Annotated in this window: 11 protein-coding genes; 10 read left to right on the forward strand and 1 reads right to left on the reverse strand. The window is 72.7% G+C overall.

What is annotated here, in order from left to right; genetic code table 11:
• The 6 genes from AAW13_RS26170 to AAW13_RS47830 form a co-directional block, all read left to right on the forward strand.
• A partial coding sequence (locus tag AAW13_RS26170) for an ATP-binding SpoIIE family protein phosphatase (RefSeq protein ID WP_240528742.1) occupies positions 1 to 1,864 on the forward strand: 1,864 nt, incomplete at its 5' end.
• A 48-nt stretch (positions 1,865 to 1,912) separates the two neighbouring features.
• A complete protein-coding gene (locus AAW13_RS26175; RefSeq protein ID WP_240528743.1) occupies positions 1,913 to 3,454 on the forward strand; it encodes a sugar ABC transporter ATP-binding protein in 1,542 nt (513 codons plus the stop codon).
• Positions 3,451 to 4,482 carry an ABC transporter permease gene (locus AAW13_RS26180; protein WP_046733533.1) on the forward strand — a complete coding sequence of 344 codons (1,032 nt, stop codon included), beginning with the start codon at positions 3,451 to 3,453 and terminating at the stop codon, positions 4,480 to 4,482. The genes AAW13_RS26175 and AAW13_RS26180 overlap by 4 nt, the downstream gene beginning before the upstream one ends.
• The gene (locus AAW13_RS26185) at positions 4,479 to 5,675 is read left to right on the forward strand and encodes a substrate-binding domain-containing protein (protein WP_079178976.1); all 1,197 of its coding nucleotides are present in this window, start codon (positions 4,479 to 4,481) and stop codon (positions 5,673 to 5,675) included. The genes AAW13_RS26180 and AAW13_RS26185 overlap by 4 nt, the downstream gene beginning before the upstream one ends.
• 34 nt (positions 5,676 to 5,709) lie before the next feature.
• On the forward strand, positions 5,710 to 6,183 hold the full coding sequence (locus AAW13_RS45065; RefSeq protein WP_046733534.1) for an extracellular solute-binding protein: 474 nt from the start codon (positions 5,710 to 5,712) through the stop codon (positions 6,181 to 6,183).
• Positions 6,184 to 6,192: 9 nt separating this feature from the next.
• Entirely contained in the window at positions 6,193 to 6,393 is a 201-nt protein-coding gene (locus AAW13_RS47830; RefSeq protein ID WP_046733535.1) for a hypothetical protein, read from the forward strand.
• Between the two features lie 343 nt (positions 6,394 to 6,736).
• Here AAW13_RS47830 and AAW13_RS26200 read toward each other — a convergent pair whose 3' ends face one another.
• Positions 6,737 to 7,960, reverse strand: a complete 1,224-nt coding sequence (locus AAW13_RS26200) for a glycoside hydrolase family protein (protein WP_107483410.1) — start codon at positions 7,958 to 7,960, stop codon at positions 6,737 to 6,739.
• A 330-nt stretch (positions 7,961 to 8,290) separates the two neighbouring features.
• Between AAW13_RS26200 and AAW13_RS26205 the strand changes: the two genes are divergently transcribed.
• From AAW13_RS26205 to AAW13_RS26220, 4 genes are all read left to right on the forward strand, one after another.
• On the forward strand, positions 8,291 to 9,427 hold the full coding sequence (locus AAW13_RS26205; RefSeq protein ID WP_240528744.1) for a DUF3500 domain-containing protein: 1,137 nt from the start codon (positions 8,291 to 8,293) through the stop codon (positions 9,425 to 9,427).
• 38 nt (positions 9,428 to 9,465) lie between these two features.
• Entirely contained in the window at positions 9,466 to 9,669 is a 204-nt protein-coding gene (locus AAW13_RS26210) for a hypothetical protein (protein WP_046733536.1), read from the forward strand.
• Positions 9,670 to 9,756: 87 nt separating this feature from the next.
• Positions 9,757 to 11,175, forward strand: coding sequence for a lamin tail domain-containing protein (locus tag AAW13_RS26215; RefSeq protein ID WP_079178977.1), 1,419 nt, complete (start codon positions 9,757 to 9,759; stop codon positions 11,173 to 11,175).
• A 137-nt stretch (positions 11,176 to 11,312) separates the two neighbouring features.
• Positions 11,313 to 12,428 (forward strand): hypothetical protein, encoded by a 1,116-nt coding sequence (locus AAW13_RS26220; RefSeq protein ID WP_052768732.1) that lies wholly within the window; start codon positions 11,313 to 11,315, stop codon positions 12,426 to 12,428.
• The last annotated feature ends 63 nt before the right edge of the window (positions 12,429 to 12,491 follow it).

Below are 12,491 nucleotides of genomic sequence, written 5' to 3' on the forward strand. Positions count from 1 at the left end.
GCCCACCCCCGCGTCCGGCTCTCCGCCCACCCCCGCGTCCGGCTCTTCACCCACCACCGCGCCCGGCCCTCGTCCGCCGGTCGCGTCCGGCCCTCGTAGGCCCGTCGCTGCCGGCCCCCTGGCTCCGCCCGCGGTTCCCGGGCCCCCCGACGGGCCCAGGCGGCTCGTGCTGTTCGGGGAGCCCGAGGTCGGGGCCTATGCCCTGGCGGCCCGGCGCAGGCTGGAGTTGCTGTCCGAGGCCAGCACCCGGATCGGCACCACGCTCGATGTCCGCCGGACCGCCGAGGAACTGGCGCTGACGGCCGTACCGAACCTGGCCGACTTCGTCACCGTCGACCTGCCCGACGCCGTGCTGCGCGGCGAGGAGGCCGACGACCCGCTCGCCGACCTGCGCCGGACGGTGGTGCACGGAGTCCGGGACGGCCTGCCCTTCACCCCGGTCGGCAAGCGCATCGACTTCGGCCCCGCCACCCCGCAGCTGCGCTGTCTCACCCACGGCCGGGCGGAGCTGGAGCCGGACCTCCAGGTCGCCGCCGGCTGGCTCGCGCAGGATCCCGAGCACACCGAGCGGCTGCTGGCCCACGTGCACTCGCTCGTCGCCGTACCGCTGGTGGCCCGCGGGGTCGTGCTGGGCATCGCCAGTTTCTACCGCGGCCAGGGTTCCGCCCCCTTCGGCGACGACGACCGCTCGCTGGCGCAGGAGCTGGCCACCCGTGCCGCCCTCTCCATCGACAACGCCCGCCGGTACACCCATGAACGCTCGATGGTCCTGGCCCTCCAGCGCAGGCTGCTGCCGCACGGGCTGCCCGAGCAGGACGCGGTCGAGATCGCCCACCGCTACCTGCCCGCCGAGTCGGACGTGGGCGGTGACTGGTACGACGTCATCCCGCTCTCCGGCACCCGGGTCGGCCTGCTCGTCGGCGACGTCGTGGGCCACGGCATGCTGTCCGCCGCCACCATGGGCCGGCTGCGCACCGCCGCCCGCAGCTTCGCCGAACTCGACTTCCCGCCCGACGAGGTGCTCACCCACCTGGACAACCTGGTCGGCCGGCTGGACCGCGACGACCCCGACGGCGAGGGGTCCGGCATCATCGGCGCCACCTGCCTGTACGCCGTCTACGACCCCACCACGCAACGCTGCGCGATGGCCCGCGCCGGTCACCCGCCGCCCGCGCTGGTCCGCCCCGACGGCAGCGTCTCCTACCCCGACCTGCCCGCCGGCCCCCCGCTCGGCCTCGGCGGACTGCCCTTCGACGCCGTCGAGGTCGACCTGCCGGAGGACAGCCAGCTGATCCTGTACACCGACGGACTGATCGAGGACCGCCACCGTGACGTGGACGCCGTACTCGGACAGCTGCGCGACGCCGTGGCCGACCGCCCCGAGCGCACCCCCGAGGAGACCTGCCGGGCCATCCTGGACCGGGTGGCGCCCGCCCACCCCTGCGACGACATCGCCCTGCTGGTGGTCCGCACCCACGCCCTCGGCCCCGGCCGGATGGCCGTCTGGGAGCTCGACCCCGACCCGGCCGTGGTCGGCGAGGTCCGTGCCGCCGCCCTCGCCAAACTAGCCGAATGGGGCCTCGACGAGGCCGCGTTCGCCATGGAGCTGATCCTGAGCGAACTGGTCACCAACGCCATCCGGCACGGCTCCGGGCCCGTCCGGGTACGGCTCCTGCACCACCGCACCCTGATCTGCGAGGTCCTCGACAGCAGCAACACCGCCCCCCACCTGCGCCGGGCGGCCAGCACCGACGAGGGCGGCCGGGGCCTCTTCCTGGTCGCCCAGCTGGCCAGGGCCTGGGGCACCAGGCACCTGCCCGAGGGCAAGGTCATCTGGGCCGAATGCGGCGTCGACGGCGTGTGAGATCCCGACAGGCGTCCTGAGTCGTATGAATTGATGTAATTTCTTATCGTGTGTGACGCTGCCGGTCAGGACACGGCTCCCCCCGTCGCGGCGGAACCCGTGGTCCGCATCCGCGGGCTCGTCAAGCGGTTCGGCGGGACCCTCGCACTGGCCGGGGTCGACCTCGACGTGCATCCCGGCAGCGTGCTGGCCCTGCTCGGACCCAACGGCGCCGGGAAGTCCACGCTCATCAAGGTGCTCGCCGGCGTCCACCGCCCCGACGCGGGCCGCGTCACCGTCACCGGGCAGCCGCTCGGCAGCCGCGCCGCCGGCCGGGCGATGTCCTTCATCCACCAGGACCTGGGACTCGTGGACTGGATGACGGTCGCCGAGAACATCGCCCTCGGCTGCGGATATCCGCGCCGTGCCGGACTGATCTCCTGGCGCCGCACCCGGGAGCGCTGTGCCGGGGCGCTGCGGACCGTCGCCGCGCACCTCGACCCCGACGAGTCCGTTGCCCGGCTCGCCCCCGCCGAGCGCACCCTGGTCGCCCTCGCCCGCGCCCTCGCGGTCGACGCGCGCCTCCTCGTCCTGGACGAGCCCACCGCCCGCCTGCCGGCCGCCGACCGCGCCCGGCTCTTCGCCGTCCTGCACGGCCTGCGCGACCGGGGTCACGCGGTCCTCTACGTCAGCCACCGCCTCGACGAGGTCCACGAGGTCGCCGACATGTTCGCCGTCCTGCGTGACGGACGGCTGGTCAGCCACGGCGCGCTGGCCGGTCACGGGCCCGCCCGTCTCGTCCACGACATCACCGGCGGGCAGCCCCCGGCCGGCCGGCCCGCCCCCGCCCGCCCGGCAGGACCGGTCGTCCTCGCCCTCGACGGCTTCCGCACCGCCGGCACCCACGCGGTGGGCCTGACCCTGCGGTCCGGCGAGTGCGTCGGCCTCGTCGGCCTCTCCGGAGCCGGGCACGTCGAACTCGGCCGGGCCGTCGCCGGCGCCCTGCCCGTCCTCGGCGGCGCCGCCACCCTCGCCGGCCGGCCCTACCGACCCCGCACGGTCGCCGACGCCGTCGCCCGCGGTGTCGGCCTGGTCCCCGGCGACCGGCTCAGGGAGGGCTGCCTGCCCCGGCTGACCGTGCGGGAGAACCTCCTCGCCAACCCCCGCGCCGACGGGGTCCCGGCCCTGCGCCGGATCAGCCCGCGCCGGGAACGGGCCGAGGCCGCCGCACTGATCGGGAGACTCGCGGTGCGCCCCCGCGACACCGAGGCACCCGTCGCCACCCTGTCCGGCGGCAACCAGCAGAAGGTCGTGCTCGGCCGCTGGCTGCGCACCGGCCCCCGGCTGCTGATCCTGGAGGAGCCCACCGCCGGCGTCGACGTCGGCGCGAAGGACGCGATCCACCGCCTGCTCGACGACGCCCTCGCCCGGGGGCTCGCGGTCCTGCTCGTCTCCACCGACGTCGAGGAGGTCGCGGCCTTCTGCCGGCGCGCCCTCGTCCTCGTCCGCGGAACGGTGGCGGCCGAGCTGAGCGGCGCCACGCTGACCGCCGCGGGACTCACCCGGGCCGCCTCGGCGACGCCCCCGCCCGGCACCGGCCACCGCGCATGACCGGCCGCACACCCCGCGGCGGGCATCTGGTCGGCTCCTACGGCCTGTCGGCGCTCACCTGCCTCCTCGTGCTGGTCTTCTCGCTCGCGCTGCCCCGGACCTTCCCCACTCTCGACACCGTCGACGCGATCCTGTCCACCCAGGCGATCCCGGCCGTCCTCGCTCTCGCCGCGACGGTCCCCATCGTCACCGGCGCGTTCGACCTGTCCCTCGGCTACGGCCTGGGCCTCGCCCACGTCATGGTGATGAAGCTGATCGTGGACGAGGGCTGGCCCTGGCCGTCCGCCTGCCTCGCCGTGGTGGTGGGCGGCGGCGTCGCCGGGGTCCTCAACGGGATCGTCGTGGAGTTCGGCCGGATCGACTCCTTCATCGCCACCCTGGGCACCGGCAGCATGATGTACGCGGTCACCGGCTGGGTCACCGGCGGCGGCCGGATCGTGCCGGGCCCCGGAGGCCTGCCACCCGCCTTCACCGACCTGTACGACTCCACGTTCCTCGGCCTGCCGGTGCCCGCCTGCTACGTCGTCGCCCTCGCCGCCGTCCTCTGGCTCGTGCTGGAGCGGCTGCCGCTCGGCCGGTACCTGTACGTCGTCGGCTCCAACCCGCGCGCGGCCGAACTGGTCGGCATCCGGACCCGCGCCTGCACGGTGTACGCGTTCACCGCGGCGGGGCTCGTCGTCGGACTGGCCGGGGTACTGCTCGCCGCCCAGCAGCAACAGGGCAACCCCAGCGTCGGCCTCGACTACCTGCTGCCCGCCTTCACCGGTGCCCTCCTCGGTTCGACGGCGGTCCGGCCCGGCCGCCCCAACGTCCTCGGTACGGTCGTCGCCGTCGCGGTCCTCGCCGTGGGCCTCACCGGCATCGGCCAGCTCGGCGCCGACTTCTGGACCGTGCCGCTCTTCTACGGCGGCACCCTGCTGATCGCCGTGGGCCTGTCGGGCTACGCGGCCCGGCGGCTGCGCACCGGCGCCGGCCGCCCGCCCGACCTGCCGGAACCCGCCGAACCGGCGGAAGGCGGCGCCGGATGAACCCCGGTACGGCGCGCCCCGCGACCGGGGCGCCGAGGCGGCACCCCGGGCCCCGGCCCGGCCGGTTCGCCCGGTGCGCGGCCGCCCTCCTGGCCACGGTGAGCGTGCTGGCGGGCTGCGAACGCGGTTCCGCGCGGCACGTCCCCGGGGAGCCGGCGTCCGGCCCGAGCGGCTGCCCCGCCGCCTACGACACCGCCCGCACCGCCGTCGCGCGCGCGGAGCGCACCGACGTGCCCTGGAACGGACCCACCACCGGCCCGCCCGCGGTGTCCGGCAAGTCCCTCGTCTACGTGGCCCAGACCATGACCAACCCCGGTGTCGCCGGCGCCCTGCAAGGCGTGCGCCAGGCGGCGCGGGTCGTCGGCTGGAACGTCCGGGTGATCGACGGCGGCGGCACCCCGGCCGGCATCCAGGCGGCGATGGGCCAGGCGGTCGCGCTCAGACCCGCCGGTGTCGTCGTCGCCGGCTTCGACCCCGGCACCACCTCGCAGCAGGTCGCCCGCGCCACCGCCCTGCACATCCCGCTGGTCGGCTGGCACGCGGTCGCCGCGCCGGGACCCAGCCGGCGGCCGCCGCTGTTCAGCAACGTCACCACGCACGTCCGGGACGTCGCCCGCGTCAGCGCCCGCTGGATCATCGCCGACGCGCGCGGGCGGGCCGGGGCCGTGGTCTTCACCGACGACTCGATCCCGTTCGCCCGCACCAAGTCCCGGCTGATCACGGCGGAACTCGCCACCTGCCGGGGCGTGCGCGTCCTGGCGTACGAGAACATCCCGATCCCCGACGCGAGCGCCCGCACCCCGCGCGAGACCGCCGCGCTGATGTCCCGCTTCGGCGGCCGCTGGACCCACTCCGTCGCCATCAACGACCTCTACTTCGCCGACGCGGCGCCCGCCTTCCGCGCGGCCGGCGCGCCCGGTGCGGGGCCGCCGTACAACATCGGCGCGGGTGACGGCGACCCCTCCGCCTTCCAGCGGATCAACAGCCGCCAGTACCAGTCCGCCACCGTCCCCGAGCCGCTGAGCCAGCAGGGCTGGCAGATCGTCGACGAGTTCAACCGCGCCTTCTCGCACGCCCCGGCCAGCGGATACGCGGCCCCCGTCCACGTCTCCACCGCCGAGAACTCCCACGGCGCCCACACCTGGGAACCGACGGGGTACCAGGAGGCGTACCGGAAGATCTGGCGCAGATGACGCGGACTCCGGTGCGAAAGACTTTCGTAACCGAGTGATTTCCCCTTCTTGTCCCTGCCTCCAGGAGCTCGCCAGGGCGGGGGCCTTCGGCGACAACGCCTCCTCCGTCACCTACGACCAGGGCGCCGCCACCGCGCTGCTCTACACCGGCAAGGCCGGCATGGAGCTGATGGGCACCTGGGAGTACGCCAACATCGTCAAGGCCGCGCCGGACTTCGCGAAGAAGGACCTCGGCTACCTCGCCTTCCCGGCGCTGTCCGGCGGCAAGGGCGACGCGAAGGACATCGTCGGCAACCCGTCGAACTTCCTGTCGCTCGGCACCCCGTGGGCGCCGAGACGCCGACGTGCGGCCGTGGCAGCGGTCACCGTGATGGCGGCTCTCGGCCTCGCCGCCTGCGGGAGCTCCGGCCCTTCCGCCACCTCGTCGTCCAAGGGACTGACGATGTGGGCGCTCGCGAGCAGCAGCGTGCCCGCGCTCAGGCCGCCCACGGCCTGCGGGAGGACGTAGAGGTACGGGTTGGTCCAGTTGCTCGTGTACTTCGCGTACCTGGAGTCGCCGGAGAGGTACGCCGGAGCCTTCACGTCGGAGAGCTTCGCCCACGTGGTGCCGTCGTCGTCGCTCCTGTACACGGGCAGCGTCTGCCCCACCGGAGCGGTCTCGCTGTCCTCGAACGTGGCCACGATGCGCCCGCTCGGCAGCTGCGCCGACTTCGGGTAGAGCACGCACGGGCTCTTGTTGCAGGCGGCGGCGTCGGTCGCCGTGTACAGGCTGGCCGGGCTCGGCTGGTACGCCGAGGCCGTGGTCGTGGAGGCGATGGCCAGTGCCACGCCCATGGCTGTGGCTGACGCAGCCGCGAGAGCCTTTCTCGCCCATGTCTTCATGAAATCCGAAACCCTTTCGCGCCCCGCCGTCTCAGGGGAATGCGAATGCGGATCGAAGAGAGTCCTGAGTCGGCTGGAGTCAGTATTGGGACGCGATACCGTCATGTCACCGGCACGTTTCCGAAACTCTTTCGCAGCCCGGCCGGCACCGGGTGTTGACGCCGGCGCCGGCCGGGCCGTCAGACCGTCGACAGATCGATCGCCCGGTCCAGCTCACGGGGGTGCAGGACGCGCAGGATCGCCTCCAGAAGGTAGTAGTCGGCGTAGGGGAGGGAGATCTCGATGCCGTCCTCGGCGGGGCGGTTGCGGGTGCAGCGGGCGACCACGGCCTCGGCACGGGCCGACCGGGTGGTCAGGCAGGTCCGGCACAGCGCGCCCAGTATCCGGAGGGCCGTGGCGCGGTAGGGGCGGTGGCCGGTGGCGGCGGCCAGGTCGAGCAGCCCGCAGGCCGTCACGGCCCCGGCGGAGGCGTCCTTGATGTCGTACGGCTGCTGCGGGGCGCGGTAGTCCCAGACGGGCACGTGGTCCGCGCCGAGGGCCTGGACGGCGTAGTCGGCGAGCCTGCGCGCGGTGTCGAGGAACTCGTGGTCGCCGGTGCGCCGGTACATGGTGGTGAAGCCGTAGACGCCCCAGGCCTGGCCGCGGGCCCAGGCCGAGGTGGGGCTGTAGCCCTGGACCGTGTTCGGACCGATGGGGGTGCCGGTGGCCGGGTCGAGGTCGTAGACGTGCGGGATGGACCCGTCGGGGCGCGGGAAGAGGCGCCGGGTGGTCCGCGCGTGTCCCACGGCCGCGTCCAGGAAGGCGCTCTCGCCGGTCTCCCGGGCGGCGAAGACGAGCAGGTCGAGGTTCATCATCGTGTCGATGATCATGCGGCCCGCGTTGTCGGGGGTGCCGAGCGCGCCCCAGGCGCGCAGGTAGCGGCCGCGCGGGTTGTAGCGCTGGAGCAGCGAGCGGGCGGCCTGCACGGCGCCGTCCCGCCAGGAGGTGTCGCCGGTCAGCCGCCAGGCGGTGACCCAGGAGGGCGTGAACAGGAAGCCCAGGTCGTGGGTGCCGGTGTCGTGGCGGCGGGGGGCGAGCCGCGCCGCGGAGTCGAGGGCGAGGGCGCGCAGGGTGTCGTCCCCGCTGTGCAGCCAGCTCATCCACAGGACACCGGGCCAGAAACCGCCTACCCAGTCGCCGTTCTGGGAGTACACCCACTTCTCGAATCTGGTCCCGACCGGGAACGCGCTCACCCCGGGGGCGACCGAACGCACCTTCTCCACCGCGTAGTCGGCGGCCGCGCGCAGCTCCTGTCCGGTGGCCGCCGGCACCGGATCGTCGCACGCCTGCGCGGACTGCGGCGCCGCCGCGTACGCCACGGCGCCGCCTGCGGTGGCCAGTACGGCTCTTCGGGACATGCGCATGGGGGGCTTCCTCTCCAACTGGACCGATGTGCAGGGAAGTTGGGGGAGTCTTGCATGTCTGGCGGGGCCCCGAACATACATGTGCGCGAAGTTCGTGTATGTGAACCCGCCGACGGTGAAGCCGAGACGGGAAAACTGAAATTGTCCGGCGCCCGCCACAGGAAACCATAGGCAGGTCCGAGAGCCGGTCGATGGCACCCATAGCGGCGGCTGGTGTTCTTTACGTCGTCCAGACAGCGGGCGAGGAAATCGGGCCGATCGGCCGCCGCCCCCATTCACCGGAACCATTTCCGGAATTCCCGCACACCCTCCTTCGAAAGGGTCGTCAAAGTGCCAGAGATCAACACTCACCGCAGGACGAAGAGCAAGTGGAAGCGCGCAGGTGTGGCCTTCGCGGCAGGCACGGCACTGCTTTTCGGGGCCGTCTACGTGAACGCGAACGCGGCGACCGGTGACTCATCCTCCGGCGCGACGGCGGGTGCCACGTCCGACGCCACGTCCGACGCCGCGTCCGACGCCTCCTCGTCCGTCTCCGACGTGGTCGACGCGGCCGACGCCTTCCTGGACACGCTCGACAGCGACCAGCAGTCGGCCGTGCTCCTCGACTTCACCGAGGCCAACGCCACCGCCTGGTCGAACCTCCCGTGCGGTTCGACCTGCCGGGTCGGCATCGAGCTCGGCTCCCTCAGCGACGAACAGCTCACCGCGGCCAAGGCGGTGATCGAGGCGGCGGCCGGCACCGGCAGCGACAGCGGGTACGACCAGATCACCCAGATCCTGAAGGCCGACGACTACCTGGGCGAGACCGCCAGTGGCTACGGCAGCGGCAACTACTACCTGGCGTTCCTCGGCACCCCGGGCACCAGCGGCACCTGGCAGCTGCACTTCGGCGGCCACCACCTCGCTCTGAACCTCACCTACAAGGACGGCGAGGTCGAGGGCACCACCCCCTACTTCGTCGGAGTGGAGCCGACCAGCTGGACCGACGACGACGGCACGTCGTACGCGCCCCTGTCGGGGATGTACGACGGGATGAAGGCCATGGTCGACAGCCTGAGCGACGACGAGCTGACGGAGGCGAAACTCTCCGAGTCGTTCAGCGACGTGCTGCTCGGCCCGGACGACGACGGCGGCTTCCCGACCACCAAGGAAGGACTCAAGGTCAGCGAACTCACCGACGAACAACGGGAACTGGTCCTCGACGCCATGAAGCCGTGGGTCGACGTGGCCGACGACACCACCGCCGCCTCGGTGCTGAGCACCTACGAGTCGGAGCTGGACGACACCTACATCTCCTACTCCGGCAGCACCGACCTGAGCGCCCAGGGCGACTACGTCCGCATCGACGGCCCGGGAGTCTGGATCGAGTTCGTCTGCCAGGACGGCGTGGTCTACACGAGCAAGATCCACCACCACACCGTCTACCGCGACCACGCCACCGACTACGGCGGAGAGTTCGCGTTCTGACGAACCGCCTGCCGATCTCACTGTCGCATGCGCTGCGCATGCCGGCCGGGATCGCCACGATGGTGACGGCGGCGCTGCTCATGGCGGCGCCGCCCGCCGCCGCGCATCCCATGCCGCACCCCGTGCTCCTGCTGGACGTGCACGAGACGCCGGTGGCCGCCGAACTCGACCTGCTCGCCACCCTCTGGACGGCCACCACCCGCCCGGCGCGCCGATCTTGGTGGTTCGCCCACCGTTCATAACGTCCTCACCTGCGCGAAGGCGGGCGTTCGAGCCACGTAGGAAGGGTCCTGGCGGCCTGTCACAACGGAACCCCCAGGACGGAACCCGTGACCGAATCACGCGCTCGCCGGTGGCGTCGCAGCCTCCGTGTTCTGCTCGTCGCCGCCGCCGGTCCGACGCTCGTCGTCGGCGCCCTGACCGCGGCTCCGGCCCGGGCGGCGGCGGCCGACGGCATCCGGATCAACGAAGTGGTGACCACCGGGAGCGTCAACGACTCGGTGGAGCTCTACAACCAGGGCACGGCCACCGTCGACATCTCCGGATGGATCCTCAAGGACGACAACGACAGCTCGAAGTACGCGATAGCCTCCGGCACCACGCTCGCACCCGGCGGCTTCGCGGCCTTCGACGTGCACAGCTCCTTCGGTCTGGGCTCCGACGACGAGGCACGCCTCTACCTCGCGGACGGCACCACCCTGGTCGACAGCTTCGGCTGGACCCAGCACTCCGACCCCTCCTGGTCGCGCTGCCCCGACGGCAGCGGCTCGTTCGGGCAGGCCGCGGTGACCCTCGGCGCCGCCAACGCCTGCGGCTCCGGCGGCGTCTCGGCGACCGCGTGGCCGGGCGGCAGCGCCGTCGCGACCGCCGACACCAAGAACGCGTTCGGCTCCGACATGAGCGGCCTCTACCAGGAGGGGAGCGTGATGTGGGCGGCACAGAACAGCGGCAGGCTCTGGCGACTGGTGCCGAACGGCTCCACCGCCTGGAAGGCCGACACCGCGAACGGCTGGACCTCCGGCAAGGCCCTCCGCTTCCCGGGCGGCTCCGGCACGCCCGACGACGAGGGCGTCACCCTGACCGGCGCCGGCTCCGCCGGGGGCGTCTACGTCAGCAGCGAGCGCAACGCGGACTCCTCCGGCACCAGCCGCCTGTCCGTCCTGAAGTACGACGTGAGCGGCACCGCCACCACCATCAGCGCCTCCGCCGAATGGAACCTGACCTCCGACCTGCCGGCCGTCGGCGCCAACCTGGGCCTCGAAGGCATCACCTGGGTCCCGGACGCCACCCTGACCGCCGCCGGGTTCAAGGACGCCTCCACCGGCACGGCCTACGACCCGAACACCTACGGCTCCCACGCCGGCGGGGTGTTCTTCGTCGGCGTCGAGGGCACCGGCATGATCTACGGCTACGTCCTCGAGGACGGCGGCACCTTCACCCGCGTCGCGTCCGTCGGCAGCGGCATGGCCGGCGTGATGGAACTCCAGTGGGAACCGCAGGCCTCCCGGCTGTGGGCGGTCTGCGACGACACCTGCTCCGGCCAGCACCGGACCCTGGGGATCGACTCGTCCGGCGTGTTCGCCACCACGGCGATCCACAACCGCCCCACCGGCATGGACGACTTCAACAACGAGGGCTTCGCCGTCTCCGGCTCCGACGCGTGCAGCGGCGGGACCAAGCCCGTCTGGTGGTCCGACGACAGCAACGACAACGGACACGCGCTGCGCCGGGGCACCCTCACCTGCTGAGCACCTGCCGCCGCGCGGACGACGCGCTGTATCGTACGCGCGGCACCACCCGCACCACCGGAACGTAGCGCCAACTCCCTTACCGGTACGTCGAGTTCACCGGCGCGCCGGTTCCCTTCGCCGCTCCCGGAGGAACCGTGGCAACCAGCCGCCCGCACCGTTCTCGGACGCCTCTGACCCGACGCAGATCCCTCGCCCTGACGGCCGCCCTCGCCGCGCTGTGCGGTGTCGCCCTCACCCAGCCCGCACCGGCCCGCGCGGACGCCGCCGCCGACCGCGCCGCCCTCGCCCAGTGGTGGGCCCCGGTCAACTTCCAGGACGTCGACTCCACCGGCGAGACCGCGCTCGGCGGCAAGTCCGACTACATCACGTCGTACGACTACGACGGCGACCTCAACGGGCGCGACAACTGGGAGAACACCAGCCAGTTCCCGCTCGCCGCCCACGTCTACTACTCGGTCGTCCAGACCCCGTCCTTCTCCTACCTGCTGTACACGTACTTCCACCCCCGGGACTGGTCGGACGGCGTCCTCGACAACTACCAGGAGGACCTCACCGAGCACGAGAACGACTCCGAGGGCGTCCTGGTCGTCGTCGCCAACGACGGTTCCGCGCACGGCCAGTTGAAGGCCGCCATCACGGTCGCGCACAGCAACTTCTACTCCTGGGTGCCCGCCGGCAGCGACTTCACCAGCGGCCAGGAGAGCGTCGACGGCACCCTGAAGCTCCAGGGCGACCCGCACGACGACGGCCACGGCCGCCCGTTCACCACCCAGCAGCCCAACACGCACGCCGCCTGGGCCGAGGGCTACCTGTCCCAGGAGCGCAGCCAGTACGCGAGCGGCGACGGCATCGTCTACTACCCCGGCTCCACCGCCGAGGTGCCGTCCGGCTCGAACGACCGGGACGTGCAGTACACGCTGACCGACGTCTTCGCCGCGAACGGCATGTGGGCGAACCGCACCCTCACCACGCTGTTCGCGACGCCGGACAACTTCGCCGGCGACGACAGCTCCAACCCCTACGGCGCCAAGTGCGGCGCGGGCGGGGTCCTCGGCCCGGCCAACGGCGCCTGTGACACCGACGCGGCCAACCCGCCCTGGGCCTGGGACGACGCCGACGACCTGCCCGGCCGTGGCTACCTCGCCACCAACCCCGCCGAACTCGTCTGGGACTACTTCGCCTGGCCGGGCAAGCCCGCCGCACCCGACCTCTCCTACACCTGGGACCAGTACAACGGCATCACCTCGTGATCAGGGCTCGGCGCGCGTGATCGGTCCGGAGCTGGTGTGCTGGGGGAAGGGGTTCAGGCCGTT

The organism is Streptomyces humi (assembly GCF_001005085.2).
Lineage (GTDB): Bacteria > Actinomycetota > Actinomycetes > Streptomycetales > Streptomycetaceae > Streptomyces > Streptomyces humi.

Excerpts from the sequence above, each read along its gene's own strand:
- AAW13_RS26180 (WP_046733533.1), top strand. The coding sequence starts at position 3,451 with ATGACCGGCCGCACACCCCGCGGCGGGCATCTGGTCGGCTCCTACGGC.
- AAW13_RS26185 (WP_079178976.1), top strand. The coding sequence starts at position 4,479 with ATGAACCCCGGTACGGCGCGCCCCGCGACCGGGGCGCCGAGGCGGCAC.
- AAW13_RS26200 (WP_107483410.1), bottom strand. The coding sequence starts at position 7,960 with ATGCGCATGTCCCGAAGAGCCGTACTGGCCACCGCAGGCGGCGCCGTG.
- AAW13_RS26210 (WP_046733536.1), top strand. The coding sequence starts at position 9,466 with ATGCCGGCCGGGATCGCCACGATGGTGACGGCGGCGCTGCTCATGGCG.